This window comes from Halomonas elongata (genome assembly GCF_029081005.1).
GTDB lineage: Bacteria > Pseudomonadota > Gammaproteobacteria > Pseudomonadales > Halomonadaceae > Halomonas > Halomonas elongata_B.
This window is the reverse complement of sequence record NZ_JAJQTQ010000006.1, coordinates 100,711-124,444: the sequence shown is the minus strand read 5'-3', so window position 1 is coordinate 124,444 and position 23,734 is coordinate 100,711. Positions and strand designations below refer to the sequence as shown.

Annotated in this window: 20 protein-coding genes; 5 read left to right on the top strand and 15 right to left on the bottom strand. The window is 64.3% G+C overall.

The genetic code is table 11. The annotated features are described in order from the left end of the window. The first annotated feature begins 61 nt into the window (after nt 1-61). From LU493_RS06590 to LU493_RS06570, 5 genes are all read left to right on the top strand, one after another. The gene (locus LU493_RS06590; protein ID WP_275286995.1) at nt 62-1,657 is read left to right on the top strand and encodes a solute:sodium symporter family transporter; all 1,596 of its coding nucleotides are present in this window, start codon (nt 62-64) and stop codon (nt 1,655-1,657) included. A 164-nt stretch (nt 1,658-1,821) separates the two neighbouring features. After that, nucleotides 1,822-2,841 (top strand): GlxA family transcriptional regulator, encoded by a 1,020-nt coding sequence (locus tag LU493_RS06585; RefSeq protein ID WP_275286994.1) that lies wholly within the window; start codon nt 1,822-1,824, stop codon nt 2,839-2,841. Continuing rightward, complete coding sequence (locus tag LU493_RS06580) at nt 2,832-4,001, top strand: MFS transporter (protein ID WP_275286993.1); 1,170 nt, start codon at nt 2,832-2,834, stop codon at nt 3,999-4,001. Before LU493_RS06585 ends, LU493_RS06580 begins: the two co-directional genes overlap by 10 nt. 24 nt (nt 4,002-4,025) lie before the next feature. After that, complete coding sequence (locus LU493_RS06575; protein ID WP_275286992.1) at nt 4,026-5,417, top strand: YcjX family protein; 1,392 nt, start codon at nt 4,026-4,028, stop codon at nt 5,415-5,417. Then, nucleotides 5,414-6,463 (top strand): YcjF family protein, encoded by a 1,050-nt coding sequence (locus tag LU493_RS06570; protein WP_275286991.1) that lies wholly within the window; start codon nt 5,414-5,416, stop codon nt 6,461-6,463. The genes LU493_RS06575 and LU493_RS06570 overlap by 4 nt, the downstream gene beginning before the upstream one ends. Before the next feature lie 231 nt (nt 6,464-6,694). Here the strand turns inward: LU493_RS06570 and LU493_RS06565 are convergent, their stop codons facing one another. From LU493_RS06565 to LU493_RS06495, 15 genes are all read right to left on the bottom strand, one after another. Next, nucleotides 6,695-7,009, bottom strand: coding sequence for a hypothetical protein (locus tag LU493_RS06565; protein ID WP_275286990.1), 315 nt, complete (start codon nt 7,007-7,009; stop codon nt 6,695-6,697). A gap of 143 nt (nt 7,010-7,152) precedes the next feature. Next, complete coding sequence (locus LU493_RS06560; protein WP_275286989.1) at nt 7,153-7,512, bottom strand: hypothetical protein; 360 nt, start codon at nt 7,510-7,512, stop codon at nt 7,153-7,155. Between the two features lie 58 nt (nt 7,513-7,570). Then, the gene (locus LU493_RS06555; RefSeq protein WP_275286988.1) at nt 7,571-7,837 is read right to left on the bottom strand and encodes a PAAR domain-containing protein; all 267 of its coding nucleotides are present in this window, start codon (nt 7,835-7,837) and stop codon (nt 7,571-7,573) included. Continuing rightward, nucleotides 7,834-8,745 (bottom strand): hypothetical protein, encoded by a 912-nt coding sequence (locus LU493_RS06550; protein ID WP_275286987.1) that lies wholly within the window; start codon nt 8,743-8,745, stop codon nt 7,834-7,836. Before LU493_RS06550 ends, LU493_RS06555 begins: the two co-directional genes overlap by 4 nt. A 6-nt stretch (nt 8,746-8,751) precedes the next feature. Next, nucleotides 8,752-10,695, bottom strand: a complete 1,944-nt coding sequence (locus LU493_RS06545; RefSeq protein ID WP_275286986.1) for a hypothetical protein — start codon at nt 10,693-10,695, stop codon at nt 8,752-8,754. After that, nucleotides 10,692-12,059 (bottom strand): DUF4123 domain-containing protein, encoded by a 1,368-nt coding sequence (locus LU493_RS06540; protein ID WP_275286985.1) that lies wholly within the window; start codon nt 12,057-12,059, stop codon nt 10,692-10,694. Before LU493_RS06540 ends, LU493_RS06545 begins: the two co-directional genes overlap by 4 nt. Before the next feature lie 3 nt (nt 12,060-12,062). Then, nucleotides 12,063-13,829, bottom strand: a complete 1,767-nt coding sequence (locus tag LU493_RS06535; RefSeq protein ID WP_343076084.1) for a type VI secretion system Vgr family protein — start codon at nt 13,827-13,829, stop codon at nt 12,063-12,065. Between the two features lie 435 nt (nt 13,830-14,264). Then, nucleotides 14,265-15,500 (bottom strand): YbiU family protein, encoded by a 1,236-nt coding sequence (locus tag LU493_RS06530; protein ID WP_275286984.1) that lies wholly within the window; start codon nt 15,498-15,500, stop codon nt 14,265-14,267. Between the two features lie 12 nt (nt 15,501-15,512). Then, complete coding sequence (locus tag LU493_RS06525) at nt 15,513-16,634, bottom strand: ABC transporter ATP-binding protein (RefSeq protein WP_275286983.1); 1,122 nt, start codon at nt 16,632-16,634, stop codon at nt 15,513-15,515. Between the two features lie 19 nt (nt 16,635-16,653). Beyond that, entirely contained in the window at nt 16,654-17,532 is an 879-nt protein-coding gene (locus tag LU493_RS06520; RefSeq protein ID WP_275286982.1) for a carbohydrate ABC transporter permease, read from the bottom strand. Beyond that, on the bottom strand, nt 17,525-18,463 hold the full coding sequence (locus LU493_RS06515; RefSeq protein WP_275286981.1) for a carbohydrate ABC transporter permease: 939 nt from the start codon (nt 18,461-18,463) through the stop codon (nt 17,525-17,527). The genes LU493_RS06520 and LU493_RS06515 overlap by 8 nt, the downstream gene beginning before the upstream one ends. 67 nt (nt 18,464-18,530) lie before the next feature. Further along, nucleotides 18,531-19,808, bottom strand: a complete 1,278-nt coding sequence (locus tag LU493_RS06510; RefSeq protein WP_275286980.1) for an ABC transporter substrate-binding protein — start codon at nt 19,806-19,808, stop codon at nt 18,531-18,533. A 110-nt stretch (nt 19,809-19,918) separates the two neighbouring features. After that, entirely contained in the window at nt 19,919-21,112 is a 1,194-nt protein-coding gene (locus LU493_RS06505; protein ID WP_275286979.1) for an AGE family epimerase/isomerase, read from the bottom strand. Nucleotides 21,113-21,217: 105 nt separating this feature from the next. Further along, a complete protein-coding gene (locus tag LU493_RS06500) occupies nt 21,218-22,702 on the bottom strand; it encodes an ATP-binding protein (RefSeq protein ID WP_275286978.1) in 1,485 nt (494 codons plus the stop codon). Further along, a complete protein-coding gene (locus tag LU493_RS06495; RefSeq protein WP_275286977.1) occupies nt 22,699-23,424 on the bottom strand; it encodes a response regulator in 726 nt (241 codons plus the stop codon). The genes LU493_RS06500 and LU493_RS06495 overlap by 4 nt, the downstream gene beginning before the upstream one ends. Nucleotides 23,425-23,734 lie beyond the last annotated feature (310 nt).

The window sequence follows — 23,734 nt, the reverse complement described above, 5'->3', positions numbered from 1 at the left end:
TTTACTTCGCAAGGCGCGAGCGACACGGCAATAAACCCTGATGTTTACGGAATCTTCTGACATGCATGCCCTGACTCTCGCTTCCTTCCTGTTCTTCACAGGTCTGGTGGCCTTCATCACCTGGCGGATCACCCGCCGCGACGATCACAAGAGCGCCAACGGCCTCTTCCTGGCCGGCCGCAGTCTGACCTTTCCGTTGATCGCCGGCTCGCTGTTGATGACCAACCTCTCCACCGAGCAGATGGTCGGTCTCAACGGTTCAGCCTTCAGCGATGGCCTGAGCGTGATGGCCTGGGAAGTGGTCGCCGTCATCGCCCTGGTGCTGCTGGCACTGTTCTTCCTGCCACGCTTCCTGCGCAGTGGCATCGCCACCGTGCCTCAACTGCTGGAGATACGCTTCGACAAGGCCACCCAGCGCATCACCAACGTGATCTTCCTGCTCGCCTATGCGGTGATCCTGCTGCCGATCATCCTCTACTCGGGCGCCATGGGACTGCAGGGCATGCTCGACCTGCATGGCCTGACAGGCATCCAGTCCGATACCACCCTGCTGTGGCTGACCGTCTGGCTGGTGGGGCTGATCGGTTCGCTCTACGCCCTGTTCGGCGGCCTGCGTACCGTCGCCGTGTCCGACACGCTCAACGGCATCGGACTGCTGGTCGGCGGCTTCGTGATCGTCTATTTCGGCCTGCAGGCGATCAGCGACGGCAGCGGCGTGCTGGCCGGCTGGGAGACCCTCAAGCAGACTCACCCCGACAAGCTCGATTCCATCGGCGGTGCCGACCAGCAGGTTCCCTTCTTTACCCTGTTCACCGGCGTCTTTCTGATCAACGTCTTCTACTGGACCACCAACCAGCAGATCATCCAGCGGACCTTTGCCGCCAAGAACCTGGCCGAGGGCCAGAAGGGCGTGCTGCTGACCGGCTTCTTCAAGCTGCTCGGCCCCATCTACCTGGTACTGCCCGGCATCATCGCCTACCACCTCTATGCCGATCAGGGCATCAAGGCCGATGAAGCCTATGGCCACCTGGTGTTCAACGTGCTGCCGCCCTATCTCACCGGCTTTTTCGCCGCGGTGATGGTCGGTGCCATCCTGTCCTCCTTCAACTCTGCACTGAACAGTACCACGACCCTGTTCAGCCTCGGCTTCTACAAGGGCGTGCTGAACAAGGAAGCCAGCGAGGCGCAGGTCGTGCGCGCCAGCAAGATCTTCGGCTGGATCATGGCCGTCATCGCCATGACCATCGCCCCCCTGCTGGCCGGCCAGGAGAGCCTGTTCGGCTATCTGCAGAAGATGAACGCCATCTACTTCATCCCGATCCTGGCAGTGGTACTGGTCGGCCTGCTGACGCGCCGAGTGCCGGCCATGGCCGCCAAGATCGCCCTGGTCGGTGGCTGTCTGCTGATCTTCGCCGGCTACTTCATTCCGCCGTTCGACAAGCTGCCCCAGGTCATGCATGAGTTCCACTTCGTCGCCGCCGTCTTCGTGCTGCTGGTCGTGGGCATGCTGATCATCGGCAAGCTGCGTCCCCGGACCGACGCCTGGGTTCACGAGGACAGCGGCGCGGTCGACCTCACCCCGTGGAAGGGGGCGGTTCCCGTCGGCATCACCCTGGTGATCCTGGTCATCATCATGTACGCCGCCTTCGCCGGCTGACACCACCCTCACCTTTCCTCGCCAGCCTCGACGCCCCGCTGCCATTGAGCGGGGCGTCGTCGTTTTCGGCACCACCATGTCCTTATCGGTGGGGTATTGGTCATTGTGGACACCTGCGCTTTCCACCAGACTCAAGCACATGCCGTTGAGCCCCGGAGTCGCCGATGACAGCCCCATTATCCCATGCACGTCGTGTCGTGCTGCTCGCCTACCCCGACTGCCAGGTCCTCGATATCACCGGCCCCTGGCAGGTGTTCGCCAGCGCCAATGCACTCGCCGGCCGGCCACTCTACGAGCTGAGCCTGGTCGCCCGCTCCCCCGGCACCCTGGTCACCAACAGCGGCCTGGTGATGATGGCCGATCTCGACTGGCAGGGCCTGGCGTCCCTCGGCGCTCCGGACACCTTGCTGGTGGCCGGTGGCAGTGGCGTCTTCGCCGAATGCCGGGCCGGGCACCACCTCGACGAGCTACGCGGGATGGCACCGCAAGTCAGGCGTCTCGGCGCCATCTGCACGGGTGCCTTCCTGTTGGCCCGAGCCAGGCTACTCGATGACCACCGAGCCACCACCCACTGGCGCCATGCCGAAATGCTGGCACAGGCCCACCCGCAGGTGCATGTCGAGCCCGACGCCCTCTACGTCAACGATCGCGACCGCTATACCAGCGCCGGGGTGACCGCTGGCATCGATCTCGCCCTCTCGCTGGTCGAAGCCGACCAGGGGGCCGCCCTGGCGGGCCGCGTCGCCCGTGAGCTGGTGATGTTCCTGCACCGTCCCGGTGGCCAGGCCCAGTTCAGCGAGGCGCTGTTGAGCCAGCAACGTACTACCGGCCCCTTGCGCGAACTACTCGACCAGTTGCACGCCGATCCCGCTGCCGATCACGACCTCGAGAGCATGGCGGCACGCATGTCGGTCACGCCGCGCCATCTGTCGCGGCTGTTCCGGCGGCACCTGGACACCACCCCAGGCGCCTACCTGACCCGGTTGCGACTGGAAGGGGCACGCATGCAGCTGCTCGACACTCACCCCGGCCCATCGCTCGAACGCCTGGCCGCCCGGTGGCGATTGGGCCATGCCGAACAACTGCGACGTCTCTTCCACCGCCGATACGGCGTCTCGCCATCGGTCTATCGCCAACGCTTCGGCTCCGCCATAACACCCACCGAGGAAGCCCCATGCCCCTGACCGTTTCCCTGCTTTCGCTCTGCCAGGCCTTGCTGGTAAGCGGCAATATCCTGCTGATCGCCGTCTCCCCGCTGATCGGCGCCCAGCTCGCCCCGGCCCCCGCCTGGTCCACCGCCCCGGTGGCGACGCAATGGCTGGGCTTGATGTGCGCCACCATTCCGGCGTCCTTGATCATGGCCAGGCTGGGCCGCCGGCGCGGCTTCGTGCTCGGCAACCTGATGGGCATCGCCGGCGCGGGGCTCGCCGTGCTCGCCTTGCACTCACAGCGCTTCGACCTCTTCCTGGTCGCCACCTGGCTGATCGGGATCGGCATCGGCTTCGGCCAGCTCTATCGCTTCGCCGCCGTCGAAGCCGCGCCCGAGGGCGGACGCGACCGCGCCATCGGTCTGGTGATGGGCGGGGGCGTGCTGGCGGCCTTCTTCGGTCCCTGGCTGGCGCGCCACAGTCACAGCCTGGCCGATACCCCCTATCTGGGCAGCTTCATCGGTCTGGGCACACTCTATCTGTTCGCCCTGATCCTGCTCGCCTTCGTGCGCATGCCGGCCGGCACCCATGATGCCTCCGTCGGCGAGCGGCGCCCGCTGGGCGAGATCGTTCGCCAGCCGGTCTTCGTGCTGGCGGTGGTCAGCGCCATGATCGGCTACGGCGTGATGAACCTGGCCATGACCGCCACGCCGCTGGCAATGGCCGAGGCCGGCCACGATTTCGACCACGTCGCCGCCACCATTCAGTGGCACGTGGTCGCCATGTTCCTCCCCTCCTTCGTGACTGGCCGACTGACCGCTCGCTTCGGGGCTTCGCGAATGATCGCCTGCGGCTGCCTGCTGCTGATCGCCAGCGCCCTGACCGCCCAGTTCGATGCCGGCCTGGCGGGCTTTCACGGCGGCCTGATCCTGCTCGGGGCGGGCTGGAACTTCACCTTCCTGCCGGCCACCGGCCTGCTCACGGAAACGCACAGCCCTGCCGAGAAGGCCCGCACCCAGGCCGCCAACGAATTCCTGGTATTCTCCACCGTGGCCATCACTGCACTGCTGGCGGGCCCCGCGGCCTCCAGCCTGGGCTGGCCGCTGCTCAATGCCGTACTGATCCCGATGTGTGCCGTGCCCCTGGTGCTGCTCGGCCTTGCCTTCCGTGTCCATCGCCCACAGATTAGAGGCTGACATGGACGCCAGGCGGACCCTTGAATGCCCCAGGATTTGACACGCGACCTTCAGGACCTGATCGAACGCGGCCGTGACCGTCAGTTGCGACTGGCGGTCACCGGCCTGTCACGCGCCGGCAAGACCGCCTTTCTCACCTCACTGGTCGACCAGCTCCGCCACGCCGGCCTCGAGGCACGGCTGGATCTGCTCGCCGCCGCCCGGGAGCAGCGGCTGCTCGGCGCCCAGCGCGTCGCCCAGCAGGACCTGGGCGTGCCGCGCTTCCCTTACGATCAGGCGATGCAGGCCCTCGGCAACGAGCCACCGAGCTGGCCGGCGCCGACCCGTGGCATCAGCGAATTGCGCCTGAAGATCCGCTACCGCCGCGCCCACGCCACCTGGTGGCGCGGCAACACCGCCGAACTGACGCTCGACCTGTTCGACTATCCGGGGGAATGGCTGCTCGACCTGCCGCTGCTCGACCACGACTTCGCCAGCTGGAGCCGCACACAATGCGAGGGCGACGGCCCCGCCCGACGCGCCCTGTTCGAGGAATGGCACACCGCCATCGCCGATCTGGACCCCGCCAGCGAAGTCGACGAGGCGCGTCTCGCCGAACTCACCGAGCACTACGCCATTGGCCTGCGCGCCGCCCGCGAGGCCGGCTTCTCCGACCTGCAGCCCGGCCGCTTCCTGCTGCCCGGCGACCTCGCCGGCGCCCCGGTACTGCAGTTCTTCCCCCTGCCCGGTCTCGATGACTGGACGCCCGAGGCCCTGGCGGCTCTGCCCGACACCAGCCTCTATGCCACCCTGTCGAGGCGGTTCGCCTACTATCAGCAGCATATCGTGCGGCCTTTCTACCGAAACCACTTCCGACGCTTCGATCGCCAGATCGTGCTCATCGATGTGCTCGGCGCCCTCAATGCCGGTCCGGAGCGCTTCGAGGACCTGTCACGTGCCCTGTCCCGCTTGATGCAGAGCTTCGACTACGGCCAGCGCAGCCTGCTGTCGCGCTTGTTCACGCCGCGCATCGACCGGCTGGCCATCGCCGCCACCAAGGCCGACCATGTCACCCCGGAACAGCACGCCCGGCTGGTCACCTTGCTCGAGGCGCTGCTGGTCGAACCGCTCAAGGATCTGCGCTTCGCCAACGTGCCCGTCAAGGCCCTCTCCCTGGCTTCGGTACGCGCCACTGAGAGCCATGAGGTCACGCGCCAGGGCCGAACCACCCCTGCCCTGCGGGGTACCGACCTGAACGGCGAAGCCGTGCTGACCTTCCCCGGCGAGGTGCCGACACGCCTGCCCGACGCCGGTTTCTGGTCGCGCCAGGGTTTCGATTTCACGGCCTTTCGTCCCCTGCCACGGGCACCTGGTCCCTTGCCCCATATCCGCATGGATGCCGCCCTCGACTGGCTGATCGGAGACAAGCTGACATGAACGACGCCCCTCACCGGGATACACCGGACCCCCGACCGGGTCAGCGCTTCGCTTCTGAGGCCTACCGGCCCGAACCGGACCCGGCACCGGCCCGCCGCTTCGACAACGACCTGCCCAGCCGCGCCCTGTCTCCCGGCGACGAGCCGGACGATCGCGTGCATCCTGATCCGTCGGCGCACCTCGGTCGACCACGCAAGCGGCGCTGGGGGCTGCTCGGCACCCTCGCCGGCGCACTAGGCCTGGGAGCGGCCGAGTTCGTCACCGGTCTGCCCGCCAGCGTGGCCGACGGCGACTGGCTGACCACCGGCTGGCAGCTGCTCGGGCTCGGCGCCGTGGGACTGGGCGGTCTGGCGATCCTGCGTGAACTCTGGCGGCTGCGCCGACTCGGCCGACACAACCGCCTGCGCGAGGCACTCACCCGACTGCCCGAGTGTTCACCCGAGCAGGCCATGGCGCTGGCACGACGCCTCAAGACCCAGCTCGACCTGCATGACGATCACCCTCACTGGCAGAGCTTTCTTACCGCGCGCGAGCCCCATCACGACGGCCAGGACCTGGCCCCGCTGCTGGCCCATCATCTACTGGCACCCCGCGACCGCGAAGCGCGGCGACTCATATCACGCATGAGCGGCGAGACCGCCGTCATGGTGGCGGTCTCGCCGCTGACTCTGGTCGACATGGGCCTGGTCGCCTGGCGTCACCTGGCGATGATCGACCGGCTGTGCCGACTCTACGGACTGGAACTCGGCTACGCCGCCCGGATCAGCCTGCTGCGCGACGTGCTCCGGCAGATGGCCTTCGCCGGCGCCACGGAGCTGGCCAGCGACGCCAGCATGCAGATGCTCTCGCTGGATCTCGCCGGCCGTCTTTCCACCCGAGCCGCCCAGGGCCTCGGCGTCGGCCTGCTGGGCGCGCGACTCGGGCTGCGCACCCAGCGCCTGACCCGACCGCTGACGTTCGACGATACGGAACGCCCGCGCCTGGCCGACCTGCGCCGGGAACTCTGGCAGCAACTGCGCCGCCTGGAGGGCAAGGACAAGAATTGAAAGTGTCTCGAACAACTGCACGGATTGGTTAACACCTGCCCGACATTCTTTCTGCGCGATGGATCGAGCACCGACGGCCATTCATGGTGGGCCTCACCGTCGCGGGAGTCACCGAATCCGCACCGATGTCGAACCGATAGACAAAGAGGATTCATTGCGCCTCGCGGGAAACGCAGTAGCTCTTACGATGATCGAGACAACGGCAAGATCCCCTGCCGGCTGATAAGCAGATCAAGGGCCACTTCGCCGCAGGCGGTCTCGCTTGATCCTGATGCCCTCCAGAGGGCGGTCGGGAAATAACCGGCAAAGGGTCTCCAAGGGGGCATCGAGGTGGTCTTTCAAACGCTGCAACTCGGGCTCCGACCAGTGCTTGACGGGCGCCCACTGTAGCTTGTAACGCTTGTTGACCACTGCTTTCTTGGAATGATAGGGAAATAACCTGGCCAGCTCCTCCGCAGGCAGGTACTTGTGCTCTTCGAGGCATCGCAGTTCCTCGGCACTCCAGATATCCCCTTTTCCGCCATCACCCTGTGGCAGGTAACTCACTCCTTCCGTCCTGGCTCGCGCTTTAATGGCAGCCTCGGTGCGGTGGGGCAACATCCGCTGTACCTCCGCAATACCGCCCCGAGGAAAGTGGCATCTCAAAATGGCCAACTCCTGCTCGGCCCAGTGGACCATCGAAAATGCCTTCAGGCCGAACTTCCTGGCCGCCTGGCGGATGGCGGATGGCGGATGGCCAGGACGCTGCGATGTGGCAGTAAACGGCGCCGGATCTCCGGTGCCTTGAGCGCTGGATAGTACCGCGCCACCAGGCCCAGTTCCTCCTCGCTCCACGGCTGCTTTTCCTGTACCTTCAACTCCCACTTTTTCAGCCCCAGCTTATGGGCCATGCACTGAATCGCTGCCGGCGTGCGATGAGGAAAATGACGTGCCTGCAGCTCACGCCAGGTCATGTCCAGGTAGTAGCGCTCAAGCAGAACAAGCTCTGCCTCGGTCCATTCACGTGAGGTGCCTTGGCGATGACGCCACCGACGCCGGGAGGTGCTCATTCACGATTCCTCCATATGCCCCAACGTTCACCGAACTCCCGCTTGCAGAATGCAACCACTACGGCTGCACCTTGGCCTGGCTGGCGGCGGAGATGATCTCGCCGCCGTGGTCGGTCTTGCAGCCGAGGTAGGCCGTGGGCTTGCCATCGGTGCTGGAACTCCCCGAGCCCTCGATGATGGTGGCGCCGCAGGTAGTCTTGTCACCCACCCGGGCCACGGGCTGGCCCTCGACCCGGGAGCGGGGCGAACCGGAGACGATCGGCGTGACGCCGTGGCCATTGCAGGGGCAACGGTGCAGGTCGCCCTGGCGTGCGATGGGTTTCATCGGCAGATTTCCCACTGGCCATTACGGCGGATAAAGTAAGGCCTAACAAACGAAGCACCGTGCTCGGTTCCAACATGGCTAAACACAATGGGCACACTAACACCCTGTGTGGTCAGCCAGGCTACGCGATTATCCGCCGCTAGGTTCAGCGTCATGGGCTCTTCGGGGAAGTCGTCCAACTGGTAGGTATCTGGGTTATCGAAGTACATATTGTAGCTGAAGCGGTGACGCACATAGGCTTCTGGCGTATCGGTGGCAAGAGCGAGCTCTTGGGTTCTTGTTGAGGCAGCCGCCAAAAGGGCATCGTTATCGCCCGCGGCAAACAGCTTATGCAATCGACGGTACTCACGGGCAAGGCTGTCGCGGGTGGCATCATTATCGCGCAAAACATCACCCTCTTCCCAGCACCAGGTGGGCATAGGCTGGCGGTTGGTAAAGGGAACCGTCAACCGGAAGTAATCCTTGTCCCAACGTATCTCACTGCTTATTGGTTGCAGTGGAGCAATTGGCTCTCTTGTCACGATGCGGGGCTTGGCACCCTCCTGGCCTGGCTTCATCACCACCTCAAACGCCGTACTGGCTTCAGTGCTGGGATTTTGGCCAGACCGCCAATATTCCAAAGAGAGACGCAGCTCTTGTTCAGGCTTGAATGGGTCGTCTGACGGCACTGGCCAGGCATAGAACTGAATCGCATTTCGGCCATTACGGATATACTGCGTGACAGGCAGCATCGTATTATGCACACTAGGCACGCCTTTAAAATCAAGCATGATATTCTGTATATCCAGTGATGACGCCAGGCCATTGACCTTCCATCTTACGCCAAAATGGTACTCTACTTTCTGCGACATCGCCTGTACCTCAAAACTCATCAATACTGATAAAAAAAGTGCGAAAATTACTTTCATATTAAACTACAGCCCGCTGTTAAACTGATGAAACTCCCCCACCCAACTCTCGGCAAGCCGATAGGAATGGGTTCCGCCATCCTTTTGCCATCGAGCACCACCGGAAGTCTCAATAACTTGGGAACTACGGCTGCTAACCCGTCGATTTGGCGCTGGCCTACCTCCATCATTGGGTCTCCTGTCACCCACTGAATCCGTATCCGCTTTTTTATAGCCCTGCACGCGAACCATAGCGCCGCCATGGGAGAGCTGGTAACCCCATTTCCCATCCTTTATGGTAATATCGATGCTGCCGCTGGTGGCGATTTCCACTCGATACTTGAAGACCGTTTCCTCGGTAAAAAGGCTGTCGAAGTACCCCATCATCCCGCCACCTACAACAGCGCTCAATTTGATATTGACCTGGCCTTGGGGTGCCTCAAAAACATCTTTCTGAACATTGTACTCGGCTCTAAGCATGTGGTTGCCGAGCGTGTCTTCCGTAGGCGAGGGGCCAACCCCCAGGCCTACCTCCATAAACAACTCGGGAGTAAAGCCATATTCTATTACCCACAAATCACGGCCTGATTCGGCATCTTCCAGAAAAGCAAGCAGAGATCTCCCGGCAGCGCCCGCAGGCGTCGTCAGAGGCAACGCTCTTAACACCCTTTTGAGGGCTTCATAGATATCGACCCTGACGCCGCACTCATAAGCCAGGGAAAGGCCGGGGGTTATGTTCCACGAGGCCCCGGGCGCACCGTCTTCCTCGACCTGTTCGGTCGTGGCACCAAGCATCAGCTCTGGCCCAATGCTGTAGAAACTAAAAACCCTGTCGCCATCATTTTCGGTAGCACTCAGATTTTTGGCGATACTCTGCGAGGCATCGGTAAGGGTGCTGAAGAATCGTTCAACCGTACTTTTCTGATTCCTCTGATTATCGGCACGCCGAATCGATGGCCCGGTATCATACGTCTCGGTTTGACTCGGGCTGGTACCTACCGTGATAGTCCTGCTCTTGGCGCCACATACCACTGTCATGTCGGCATGTATGCCCCACCCCTGCCGAGTTGATACTTGCCTGACTCGCGGCCCCATCTCTTTTTGGTCAGCCAGTTCACGACCTTCACGTTCTTCGACAAATCGTGTGCCCAGGCTTGGTGGCGCTATCGTCACCAGACCATCGAACTTGAGTTGCGGTAGCGTCACCGAGGTAAAACAGAAGTCGTTGGTGCCATCATGGCTGATGCGAAAGTCCTGCTCACTCACCATGGCTTTGCGGTTCATGATGATATCCAGCAGCATGGCGGCCGTTTTAACGGCGAGCTCCGCATCCGGTGGTATAAGCCCCATGAGTGCACCGGGCAAGGAGATGGGTGGCACGGGCTCGGTCATCAGCGAAAAATCGACGGTCGTGGTCAAGCCTGGGGTGAGCACGGTGCCGCTCAGGTCGTCGGTCCAGTACAGCGTATGCAGCCCGTGAGAGCAGGGATCGAGTGTGATCGCGATGCTGCCCTCGTCTTTAAGCCGCGTGCCCGAGAAAAAGTCTTCAAGGGTGCCTGCCCCCGTCACGAACTGGTCGGCGACAAAGTAGATCCTGCCATCGTCGAGTTCACCCTCACCCTGCAACGTCACCCGGGCATTGCTTCCCGCGTGGCAGGCAATCTCGACTTTCTTGATACAGGGCGACAGTGAGGCGCACTTAACACAGGCGGCACCGAACTCAGTATCGTGGGTGGGGCCTTTCGGTACGGGCAGAGGGGGAATCGGGCTTTCGGTAAGCGGTTGTCCCCCGTTACTCAAGAAATCGTCGTAGTGAGCCTGGGTGGTCGCGGCTTCCAGTGCGTCACGCTGTACCTCGTCGGCCTGTATGGCGTGTCGAATCGAGGTCAGCGTTTGCTGTGCGTTCGAGAAGCACTCCGGCTGGTCCATCGCAAGCTGCGCAATATCTTCAATGCTCGGCTGATAGCTCATGAGCGTTCTTCGTCCATGATGGGCCGGTAGTTATCCTCGCTGGCCGGGTCACCCGCCGCGCCCAGCAGCGAGTGCCGCACGCGGCCATGGGGCAACCAGGCCACCAACTGCTCACGCTTGCGCCAACTGGCGGTACGCGGGTTGGCGAGTATCTTCCCGGCCTCCGGGTGGCGTTGCGGGAAGTCCGGTCCCAGTTCCATCACGCACCTGGCCAGCGTGTCAGTCTGTCGGGTGGAGGTCAGCTGGTAGCGCTGCCCCAGTTGGGTGGCCTCCTCGACAACGCGACGCCGCTTGTCCGCTGGTGATTGGGGGTAAGACTCAGCAAGCGATCGAGCCAGCGCTTGTCGTGATCTGAGTTGGGCCAGCTTGCCGAAATGCTGGTACTCCGCCTCGCCAATCGCGAACTGGCGACCTGGTGCGTTGCCGGCAGGCATTGCTGCATTGGCCGTGACGCGCAACAACCGCCCTTGCACCTCGTCGGCGTCGACATCCAGGCCAATCGCCGGCATCAGTTCGAGCTCGGACGGGAACGTCATCGAAGGCGAAAGGCTCATCACCATGCTCTCCATGGGCGCCATCAGAGCGATCAGTTTCCATCTCGCCAACGCCTGGCTCATGTCCAGCGCCACTCGCGGATCGTAGAAGCGGAAATACACCGGTGCCTGGTCGTTGGCCGAGGTCCACAGCATGGTGAACTTGCGCAGATGGGTACGCAGCTGTTTCAGGGTGGCCGTGGACTGCAGCAGAATGCCCCAGTGCTGGTCCTGGGGCAGGCCCTGAAGCCAGGTGGCCAGTTCGCTGTCGGGCTCGAGGCGCACCAGCCAGGGCGCCATGGCGCGGGTGTCGGCGTCCGCCGAGGCATACAGGCAGGCGCTTTGCACCTCGCTCTCGGCGACCCGGGCCATGACCTCACGGCAGTTCACGCCGTCGATGACGGCCCACAGGGGCGGCTGGTCCGAGTCGAACAGGTGGTCCCAGTCCGTCTCGCTGTAGGTGGCCGGCGACGGGGCCGGCTCGGCCGGCGCGTCATGGATAGCCGTCGGCTCGGGTTCGTGCAGGATGGGCAGCATCTCGCCACAGCCCACCGGCGCCGCCTCGGTGAGGCCGTTGGCCAGATCCACCAGCGGCTGCTCCATGCCCTGCTCGCGAAAGCGCTGGATCAGCGGCCTCACCTGCTCGAAGGCCGTCAGCACGAGGCCGGCCTCGTGCAGCGACTGCTCGACACGCTGACGCGCTTCGACGGCATCCAGGGCCCAGACCACCGCCACGCTCACCGCCTCGTCGGCCGCTGCCAGCCATTGCCGAGCATCAGCCGAGGGCGCGCGAACCTGGCAACGACCCACCCAGTTATCACGCTGTGACATGGATCAGTCTTCCTCTGCCGGACAATGCGAGACGAAGGGAGCGCCCTCTCCGGCGGCGGCTTCCAGGACGGCCGGGATGGCCGGCGTGGCGGCGGCGCCGGGGGATGCCGAGCCGACATTCAGCGCCGGAGTGACGTCGACACTGCCGTTGGCGACCACTAGCGCGGTGCCACCGGACACGAGAGTGATCTTGCTGGCGTCGAGCACGATCTCGCCATCGGCCTTGACGGTCAGGTCACCGCCGACCTGGGTGCCACTGTTGCCCTTGACGGTCTGCCCCAGGTCGCCGCCGATCTTTTCGCTGCGGTCGGTCGCGACCGTGACATCCTGCTTGCCCTCGATACTTTCGACCCGATTCCTGGCGACCGTCAGGAAGGCGTCGTTGCCGATGGACGCCGTATCATCGAACTCCACCCGTTTCTTGCGCGAGTTGTTGACCTGGAGTTCCAGATTGCGCTGGGCATGCAGGTAGATGAACTGAGCATCCGTCTTGTCCTCGAAACACAGCTCATTGAAGCCATCCCCTTGATGGGTCTGGGTCTTGAAGGTGGTGCGCGTCTTGTGCGCCGGCAGTTCGTAGGGCGGCACGTTCACCGCGTGGTGGGTCCGCCCGGTGATGATCGGCTGGTCCGGATCGCCTTCCAGGAACGACACGATGATCTCGTGGCCGATCCGGGGGATGGCCTGGAAGCCGTAGCCGCCGCCGGCCCAGCCCTGACTGACGCGAATCCAGGCGCTGGCGGTTTCATTCGGCTCGGCGTAGCGGTCCCAGGGGAACTGCACCTTGACCCGGCCGTGTTCGTCGCAATAGATCTCCTCGCCTTCGGGGCCGACCACGAAGGCGATCTGCGGGCCGTCGACACGCGGCTTGGGCTGGGGGGCGGCCTGCCAGGTAATGTCGGCGGGCGCCAGCGTCAGCCGGTTGTTGAGCGTGGTCTGGCCGGCGGCCTGTGCGGCGTCTTCTTCCAGGGCCTGGGGCTGGGTGCCGTGGTGCGCCGCGCTGACCACCTGCCAGTCGCCCGGGGCCGGCAGGTCGTCGCCGCCGAGCGTGAAGCGGCGGCCGGGCGCCAGCTCGGCGAGATTGCTCTCGGCCTCGGCGGTGGTGGCGTCGCGGCGCAGCCATTCGAGACGGTGGCGGGTGAAGGCCTTGCCGGAGGGATCGGCCTTGAAGCGCCCGGGGTAGTCGAAATGCTCGTAGTCATCCCGCTGCGCATGCTGGCCAAGCCCCTCGCCCTGCTTGTCGTGCCGTTGCGCATAGGCCGGCTGCTTGAAGCTGTAGTCCTTGAGGGTCGCGTTGGCCGGGCGCACGCGGCTGGTCTGGCGCAGGCGGCGCACATGCGTCTCGGGCGGGGTACCGCCGGCGCGGGAATGGTAGGTGCGCTCGCCGAGCGAGCTCAGCGCCTGGGGGGAGTCAGCGAATACCAGGCGGTGAACGCCGCCTTCAGCGTCCTCGAATTCATGGAAGAAGCTGAAGCCTTCCTCGGCGGCCAGGCGCTGGAGGAACTGCAGGTCGGTCTCGCGGTATTGGACGACATATTCGCGCGTGGCGGGGTCTCGAGTGGCGGCGAAGGCCACGTCGGTCAGGCCGTTTTCCTCGCACAGGATGTTGATCACCGCCAGCGGCGAGACGTTCTGGAAGATGCGCGAGTTGTGGCGCAGCGAGAGCCGCCACAGCGCCGGGCGAATGGTGACGTGGTAATGGGTGCGACGATGCCCGCGATCCCCGCGGGCGAACTCGCTGACCACGCCGTGCACGCGGCCGGTCGTCATGCCAGACCGTGAGCGTGGCACCGCTTTCGAGCAGCTCGCTGGCCTCGAGGTCCGCGCGGCGGCTGGCGGCTTCGACCTCCAGGGTGAAGGGCGCGGAGAGCGCCTCGTCGAGCCGGAAGTCGACCACGGCCAGATTGAGGTTGTCGCCCCCGGCCAGGCTGAGCGTGAAGTGCCATCCCTTGGCGTGCATGGCGTTCCTCCTGGAAGCCGTGACCCCGTCTCGATATCACGGAGTCAGTGTCAGATAACGCCAAGCTAAGTTTTCTTCGGCTGGAAACAAATCACCCTCAACCACGCGTCACGAATGACGCACACCCCATATAGCCAACCTCTTACAAGCGGGGCCGATAAACCGCTGTAAGCAAGGTGTGTTCATGTTCAGCGACATAGCGTCGCTCTACCCCCATTCGAGCATCCAGTCTCGATCTTCAGCACTCAAACACCCCATCCCCCCATCTGCTGACGTCCCCGTTCGCCGAGATCCGCCGGCCGTGCGCGGCCGGTGAAGTCGACCTCGAAGTCGTCCGAGGCGAAGTCGGGCGGCGTGCGACCCTCGACGAAGGCCTGCCATTGCCCTGGCAGGTAGGCCGCGTTCTTGTCGCACCAGGGGGCGGCCCCGATATACATGACGTTGCTGTCATACTCGCCTTCATGCTCGGGGTCCACGGCGTGCACCACGTCACAGTGCCACCAGATGGTATCGCCGGGATCGAGATCGGGAATCGGCGTCAGCGCCTCCAGCAAGGGCGCGTGCCAGTGGGGATCGATCGAGAGCGCGCGACCGGGCTGCGCACCGCACAGGTCGTCCTCCGGCACATCGTCCTGCAAGGCTCGCAGCAGCAGATAGCTCATCACGTTGGCGATGGGAATCAGGTTCAGGGTCCCGGCGCCCGAACGTTGCGGTGTCAGCGCCGTCCAGCCCTGAAAGGTGCGGAACATCGAGCATACCGCCGGCGAGGCGATTTCACGCACCCGCGTGCGCCCCAGGGCCGCGAAGGGATCGAAGCGCTCGGGCACCCCGCGAAAGGCATGGCGGTAGACATGGCGAAAGCCGTCGTCGAGCCAGCGCTCCACGGAGCCGCCATCGACATGCGGCGACAGCCCCAGGCTACCCGAACCAGGCGGCCGGCGGCGCAGCCGGTCAGCATAGCTGGCCAGATGGCCGGGATCGAACTCTTCGCCGGCGTCCCACAGGCGGTTGAGAAACACCTGCACATCGCACAGTCGCTCATCCTGACGCGCCTGCACCTGGGGCGACGACCAGTAGACGCCGTAAATCTGCGGCTTGCCCTGCTCGAGTTCACCAAAATACGGATCCTCGGCGGCATTCGCCAGGCGTTCCATGAAACGATTGCGATCGAGATAGTCGCCGATCTGCGCGTTCCAGTGCCGCGCCCTTTCAGTCGGGAAGACACCGGCGACGGCACAGGCGCCGCGCTGGCGAATGCGTTGCCGATCGGTTTCGGAGAGTCGACCGGCGATGAGATCATCGGCCGTGAAGCGGGGTATCGGATGCTCGCCGGCGGCACGTTCCGCCCGGATGCGTTCGATCTGCCCCAGGATGTCGTCCCGGGCACGCGCGAAGGCATCGCGGTAATTCGGCAGGTCGCGCTTCAGACGCCGCTTGGTCTCGCGAATCGTGTCGGAAAGCTCGGTGGATTCCTGTGTCATGGCGGTCTCTCCTCAGGCCAGGCGAGCTTCGGTTTCGGCGTCGAACAGCACGGCACGCCGCATGTCGACGCGCAGCCCGAGACGCTCGCCCGGGGCGACGCGGCAGTCGGGCCCTACCCGAGCCGTGATCTCCGTGTCACCGAGCGGCAGGCGCAGCAGGATGTCGGCCCCGGTGGGTTCGACCACGCTGACCCTGGCCGAGAGTGGCGTGCCCTCGGCCCGATCGCCCAGCCGTGCATCCTCCTCGGCGAAGTGCTCGGGTCGCAGCCCGAGCGTCAACGTTCGCCCGACGTGCTCGGCCAGCGCCGGTGTCTCGCGAGAGGCCGGCCACGGCAGCGTCAGTTCCGCTTCGCCGTCGGTAGCGATGTGCAGCCGATACGCTCCGGGTTCGCCATCCAGCCGTGCCTCGATGAAGTTCATCGAGGGTGACCCCATGAAGCCCGCCACGAACATGTCCGCCGGGTTGTTGTAGACTTCGTCCGGCGAACCCAGTTGCAGGATACGGCCATCACGCATCACGGCGATGCTGTCGGCGAGGGTCATGGCCTCGATCTGGTCATGCGTCACATAGACGATGGTGGTGCCCAGACGTTGATGGAGCTTCTTGATTTCGGTACGCATCTCGACGCGCAACTTGGCGTCCAGATTGGAGAGTGGCTCGTCGAAGAGATAGATCTGCGGTTCCCGGGCCAGGGCTCGCCCCATGGCCACGCGCTGACGCTGGCCACCGGAAAGCTGCGCCGGCTTTCGATTCAGCAGATGCGAGATCTGCAGCAGGTCGGCGACTCGCTCCACGGCGGCCTCGCGCTCGACCCTGGGCACCTTGCGCATCTCCAGGCCGAAGGCAATGTTGCCGTGCACCGTCATGCTCGGATAGAGCGCATAGGACTGGAAAACCATGGCGATATCGCGCTCGGCGGGGGTTCGCCAGGTGATGTCATCGCCACCGACCAGGATGCGACCCGAGGTCACCGGCTCCAGGCCGGCGATGGCATTCATCAGGGTCGACTTGCCGCACCCCGAGGGACCCACCAGGATCAGGAACTCACCGGAGTCGATGGCCAGGCTGACCTCCTCGAGCACCCGGGTCGTACCGAAATCCTTGCAGACATTGTCGATTTCCAGAGCTGACATGGCGAATTACCTCGCGTTGTTATCCTTTTACCGAACCGGCGGTGAGCCCCCGGACGAAATACTTGCCGGCCAGCACATAGACCACCAGAGTCGGCAGCGCGGCGATCATGGCGGCGGCCATGTCGACGTTGTATTCCTTCACCCCGGTAGAGGTGTTGACCAGGTTATTGAGTGCCACCGTCACCGGCTGGGTATCGTGGCCCGAGAAGGCCACCCCGAACAGGAAGTCGTTCCAGATCTGGGTGAACTGCCAGATCACCGAGACCACGATGATCGGCTTGGAGACCGGCAGCAGGATCCGCCAGAAGATGCGGAAGAAGCCCGCGCCGTCGAGCTTGGCCGCCGAGACCAGTTCGTCGGGTATCGAAACGTAGAAATTGCGAAAGAACAGCGTGGTGAAGGCAATGCCGAACACCACGTGCACGAATATCAAGCCGACCCGTGAACTCGACAGCCCCAGCCAGCCGAGCGTCTGTGCCATGGGCAACAGGATGACCTGGAACGGGATGAAGCAACCGAACAGCATCATGGCGAACACCAGTTCGGCTCCCTTGAAGCGCCACTTGGTCAGGGCATAGCCGTTCAGAGCCCCGATCAGGGTAGCGATCGCCACGGCGGGAATCACGATGGCGAAGGAGTTCCAGAAGTAGCCGCTCACTCCGTCGCAACGCATGCCGGTGCAGGCCGAGCCCCAGGCCTTCAGCCAGGGCGCCAGCGTCGGATTCTCGGGCAGCGCCAGCAGACTGCCGGCCCCGATCTCGTCGAGCGGCTTGATGGACGTCAGCACCATCACCGCCAGCGGCAGTAGATACCAGAGTGCCGCCAGGATCAGCACCAGGTGCAGCATCAGGCGCCAGGCGCGCGCCGCCGGGGTCCGAGCGCGAATCACGTTATCCATGTCGACGACTCCGCAATTCTGAATAGAGATAAGGCACCAGGATCGCCAGGACGCCGCCCAGCATCAGAATGGCGCTGGCCGACCCCATGCCGATCTGAGACCGGGAAAAGGCATGGGCATACATGAAGGTCGCCGGCAGGTCCGAGGAATAGCCCGGGCCACCACCTGTCAGCGCCACCACCAGATCGAAGCTCTTGATGGCGATGTGCGAGAGGATCATGACCGCACTGAACACCACGGGACGCAGGCAAGGCATCACGACCCGCCAGTAGACGCGCGGCAGGCTGGCACCATCGAGCTGAGCGGCCTTGAGGATGCTGTCGTCGATGCCGCGCAATCCCGCCAGGAAGAGCGCCATGACGAAGCCCGAAGCCTGCCATACCGCGGCGATCACCAGGGTGTAGACCGCCATGTCGGGGTCGACCAGCCAGTCGAAGGTGAAGGACTCGAAGCCCCAGCCACGCACCATGGCCTGGATGCCGAGACCGGGATTGAGCAACCATTTCCACACCACCCCGGTGACGATGAACGACAACGCCATGGGATACAGGTAGAGGGTACGCAGCACGCCCTCGCGACGAATGCGCTGATCGAGCAGGATCGCCAGCCCCGCCCCCAGCACCAGGCAGCACCCGACAAAGAGCGCGCCGAATATGCCCAGATTGGTGGCCGCTACCCACCAGCGTTCGTTGTTCATCAGTCGCGCATACTGGGCGAAGCCGACGAAATCGTAGCTCGGCAGCATGCGTGAATCAGTCAGCGAGAGGATGAAGGTCCACAGCATGAAGCCATAGACGAAGCACAGCGAAATCACCACGGACGGCGCCAGCACCAGCTTGGGCAACCAGGCCTGAAGGTGCCCCGCCGCACTGGCGCGCACCGGAGGAGCCGACCGTCTCGGCACCTCCGAATGGATCGTATCGGATTTCATGGGGATGTTGCCTCACACTCGAGGAGGGGGTGGCGCCCGTCCAAGGGACGGGCGCCGGACACGTCGCTTACATGGCCAGCTTGGCGGCCTGCACCAGCCGCTCGGCGGCTTGCTCGGCGGTCATGTCGCTCGAGTTGAAGTAGTTGGTGATGATATCGAAGAAAGCGCCCTGTACATCGCTGCGCATGGCCATGCGGTGCGCCATGCTGGGCACCAGGGTGTCGGCGTCACGCGATGCCTGGAAGTCTTCCATGGAACGCTTGGCACAGCTGTCGAAGCCGCTCATGTCGAGATCGGGACGTGCGGGAATCGAGCCCTTGATCTGATTGAAGGTCTTCTGGAAGTCCGGCTCCAGGATCAAGCGGGCCAGGGTCTGTTGCGCTTGCTGTGCGGATTCGTCGCCGAGCTGGAACATGGCGAAGCTGTCGATGTTGAAGGTGAAGGCATCCTCGGTGCCCGGTACCGGCGCGCAGACATAGTCCTCGCCGGCCTGCATGTCGGCGGCGGTGAATTCGCCCTTGGCCCAGTCCCCCATGATCTGCATGGCGGCCTCGCCGTCGATCACCATGCCCGTGGCCTGGTTCCAGTCACGCCCCGGCATGCCCTCGTCCATCAGCTCGCGCAGGCGCTTGAAGGTACCCAGCGCCTCGATCATGGTGTCGCTCTGCAGCGTCTGCTCATCGAGATCGACGAAGGCGCGACGATAGAAGTCACTGCCACCGAGACTCAGCACCACGCTTTCGAAGGTGGTGGCGTCCTGCCAGGGCTGACCGCCATGGGCCAGCGGTACGTACCCCGCCTCGCGCAGGGTCTCGCCGGCGGCGAACAGCTCGTCCCAGGTGGTCGGCATCTCGACGCCGGCATCGTCCAGCACCTCGGGATTGGCCCACAGCCAGTTGACGCGGTGCACGTTCACCGGCACCGCCACGTAGTGACCGTCGTGGCGCATCATGTCGGACACCACCTCGGGCAACAGCTCATCCCAGTTGCCCTCCTCGGCCACGGCGTCGAGGTTGCCGAGCAGTCCGAGCTCGCCCCATTCCTGGATCTCCGGCCCGTTGATCTGCGCCGCCGCCGGCGGGTTGCCGGACATCGCCCGCGACTTGAGCACCGTCATGGCACTGTCGCCGGCGCCACCGGCCACGGCGAAGTCCTTCCATTCATGGCCCTCTGCCTCGAGCAGGTCGCGCAGCTCGCCCACCGCCTTGGCCTCCCCGCCGGAGGTCCACCAGTGCAGGACTTCCACCTCACCGGCCTGTACCTGGCCGGCGGCGCCCAGGGTACCGGCCACAGCCAGTCCCAGCAGGGTGTGGCGGAGTGGAGAGAATCGCATCAATGCGCGCATAGAACGTGCCTCCTGAATTGTTGTTGTCGTGCGCCGCCGAAGCGGCTCCCATCACGCTAGCGCACTCCTCCACCCCGGGGGATTACCAAGTACTGAATAGTGTTGCCGGACTATTGCACGCCTGAAACATTCCGCCGGGCCAGGGCCTCGATCACGTCGTGACAGGCCCCCATGGTGTGGTAGTCGACCTTGCCCGCCGGGCTCTTGACGTCAGAATAACGGCGATTGTCGGCATCGAGCAGGCGATACCAGGCGCCGTGACGATGGTCGATCATGTGTTGCCAGCTGAAGTCCCAGATCCGCCGATACCAGCGCCAGTAGCTATCACGCCCCGTCCGTTCTCCCAGCAGGGCTGCCGCGGCGAAGCTCTCGGCCTGTACCCAGAAGTACTTGTCGGCGTCACAGATTGCCCCGGTCAGATCGAGGCCGTAGACCAGGCCGCCAGAGTCCGGATGCCAGCCGGCCGCCACGCTGCTCGAGAAGAGGCGCTCGGCGGTGGGCAACAGCCAGTCATCGAGACAATGGCGTTCGAGCATGACCAGCAGCTTGGCCCATTCGGTCTGGTGGCCCACCTGATAGCCCCAGGGGCGGAAAAGGTGGCTCGGGTCGTCGCGGTTGTAGTCCAGGTCGCGACGCCACTGGGCATCGTAATGCTCCCAGATCCAGCCATGCTCATGGTCGCGGTTGGCGCCGACGATGGCTCGGGCGATGGTCATCGCCTGGCTCAGAAACGTCGCGTCGCCGGTCGCCTCGAAGGCCGAGATCAGCGCCTCGCAGGCATGCATGTTGGCGTTCTGACCGCGATAGCCGGACACCCGCCAGTGTCGGTCGGCCTCATCGGCGAAGCGCCCGTGCTGCGGTTCCCAGAAACGCCGCTGCAGCATGGCGTGCGTCGCGTAGAGGCCTTGCCGGGCTCCCGGCACATCGGCCTTGAGCGCTTCGGCATAGGCCAGCAGCACGAAGGCCAATCCATAACAGTGGTTGGTGTCGTCCTCCACCTCGCCGTCGTACAGGGTCCAGGCATAGCCTTGGTAGGCCGTCCGGAAATGGACGCCTTCCAGGTAGTCGAGTCCATGACGCGCCCAGTGCCGATATTCCGCCTCGCCGCTGTATCGAGCAAAGCGAGCATAAATCACGACGTACCGGGCGCTCGATACCAGATGGCGATGCCGACGATCGAGGATCTCGCCATCGTCACGCAGGTAATGGAAGAAACCACCCTGCGGATCGATGGCGCGCGGGTGATAGAACGCCATGGTCTTGCATACATGGGCATCGAGAAAGTCGGGATCGAAGATGTTCAAGAGACTAGTTCCCTCCGGGTGGTTGATCGGAATCGGGACAGATGCGTTCTTGAACACTGTAAGGCGCCTCGGCGATGCCGCCATCTTTCCTGATATTGCAAAGTGTTACAGCGTCTCGGTATCCGCCCGGGGAACGATCAGACTCACCACCAGCCCGCCATCGGGATGATTATCCAGCGCCAGCCGCCCGCCATGTGCCTGGACGATATGGCGGGCGATGCCCAGCCCCAGGCCGCTGCCGCCGGTATGGCGACTGCGCGATGGCTCGAGCCGCACGAAGGGTGAGAAGACGCGTTCGCGCTGCGAGGCGGCGATGCCGGGACCATGGTCGCGGATCGTCACCTGCAGATGACCCGGCGTATCCTCGAGCCGCACCTCGGCCCACCGGCCATAGAAGATGGCATTCTCCAGCAGGTTGGCGAGGCAACGCTTGAAGGCCAGGGGTTTGACGGCCAGCGGCGCGGCGGCGCCCGATACCCGGATCTCGCCCCCCAGCAGCGCCAGCTCACCGGCCAGTTCGTCGAATAACGCACGGGGGTCGATGATCTCGATCTCCTCATGCATATCGAGGCCCTTGACCGAGTCCAGCGCCCCTTTTACCAGCTGATCCAGCTCGTCCAGGGAGGCGCAGAAACGATCACGCAGCGACGGATCCTCGAGCATCTCGGCACGCAGACGCAATCGGGTAATGGGCGTCTTGAGGTCATGGGAAATCGCCGAAAAGAGCCGCTCGCGCTCCTCAACCTGATGCTGGATACGCCGCTGCATGCGGTTGAAGGCGATGGCGGTCGCCGCCACCTCGCGAGGTCCCCCCTCGCTAAGGGGCGGGCTGTCGAGGTCGTCTCCCAGGCGTCGAGCGGCCCGCGACAGTCGCGCCAGGGTCCGGGTGGCACTGCGAATACCGAGCCAGGACAGGCCGATGACCGTCAGCAGCACGATCAGGGCCACGAAAAGCCGATCCCCGGACAGCCAGTCGCCACCATGGAAGACATTCGATACCGGCAACAAGGTGGCGACATAGAGCCACTGATCTCGCTCCAGCGGCAGCTGTACCACCAGGATCGGCTGCGACAAGGGCGCGCTCATCAGGCTGTGCTGTCCCCAGCGCGGCGGCATGTCCCGCAACAGCACCTCGTTGTTGAGCAAGCGCAGGGTGCCGGGCTCGGTAAAGGTCACCTCGGCGTCCGTCACGCCGAGTTCGTCACGCAGTACGCCATGAAAGTTGTCGATCACCAGGGCCTTTGCCGGCCCCTCGCCGATATCATCCACCTCGATACGATGATCGTTGACGCTGACGAAGAAGCGCGTGCCACCCATGTCGCGCAGCTGATCGAGCACGATGTGGCGATAGTCATAGGGCAGGGAGCGAAAGAAGCGCACCGTGGAGGCCACGCTGTAGGCAATGTTGCTCGACAGTTCGTCGAGCCGGGCGAGTTGGCCATCGCGCGCCTGGGCCGTCCAGATGGCATAGCTGGCGAGCTGTGCGCCCAGCACTCCGACCACCATGATCAGCAGGAAACGGCCGCGCAGGGAACCCGGCAACAGGCGTGCCAGTGAACGGCGCCAGCGTCGCCAGGTGGCACGCCTCACGCGATCACATCCACCCGTGCCGCCAGCACATAGCCCGTACCGCGCACGGTGCGGATCAACGGCGAGTGCTGGGCGTCCTCGCCCAGCCGCTGGCGCAGCCGACAGACATGCACGTCGATGGAACGATCCAGCGGCGGCGCCGGACGCCCACGGGTCAGGTCGAACAGGGCCTCGCGGGAAAGTACCTGCTCGGCATGGTCGAGAAAGACCTGCAGCAGCGAGAAGTCGGCGCCGGACAGGGCCCTGCGCTCCCCCCGCTCGTCGATCAGTTCGCGAGTCACGCGGTCCAGACGCCAGTCGCCGAATGCCACGACCCTCGCCATCCCCGGTGCGACCGTCTCGTCGCGGGGCCGACAACGACGCAGTACGGCCTTGACCCGCGCCAACAGCTCGCGGGGATTGAAGGGCTTGCCCAGATAGTCGTCGGCACCGAGCTCCAGCCCGAGAATCCGATCGGTCTCGTCAGGGCTGGCGGTCAACATGATGATCGGCATGTCACTGTCCCGGCGCACGTCGCGGCAGATGGCAAAGCCGTCGTCGCCGGGCAGCATCAGATCGACGATCAACAGATCGGGACGCTCGGTGGCGAGCAAGGCACGCAACGCCTCCGCGTCCTCAGCCATCAGGGCGCGGTAGCCATGGCGAGTCAGGTAGTCGGCGAGCAGGTCGCGGATTTCCGGGTCATCGTCGACCACGACCAGGGTGGCGGCAGAGGTCGTCATCGGCACTGTCACCGGTATCGGTGGCGCTCGGCGAGCGCCGTGTCGAGTTTCGTCATATCCGCTACTCTAGGCGCGTCCCCGAGCGCTGGCGATACCACCAAGGTGGCAGCACCAGGCAAGGCCGGTTGTTAAGGGAACGCTGAATAAATCGCCGAGCATAGTGAAGGCTAGGCCCGTTCCCGACGGGCCATCGCATTTCCCACATCCTTGTGGGTCACGCAAGGCGCACGGAGCACAGAAAGCGAGACATAACAGGTAGTTAGGCGAGTTTTCGAGCACCGCGGAACGAAGCGATTTGCATGCGCAGGCA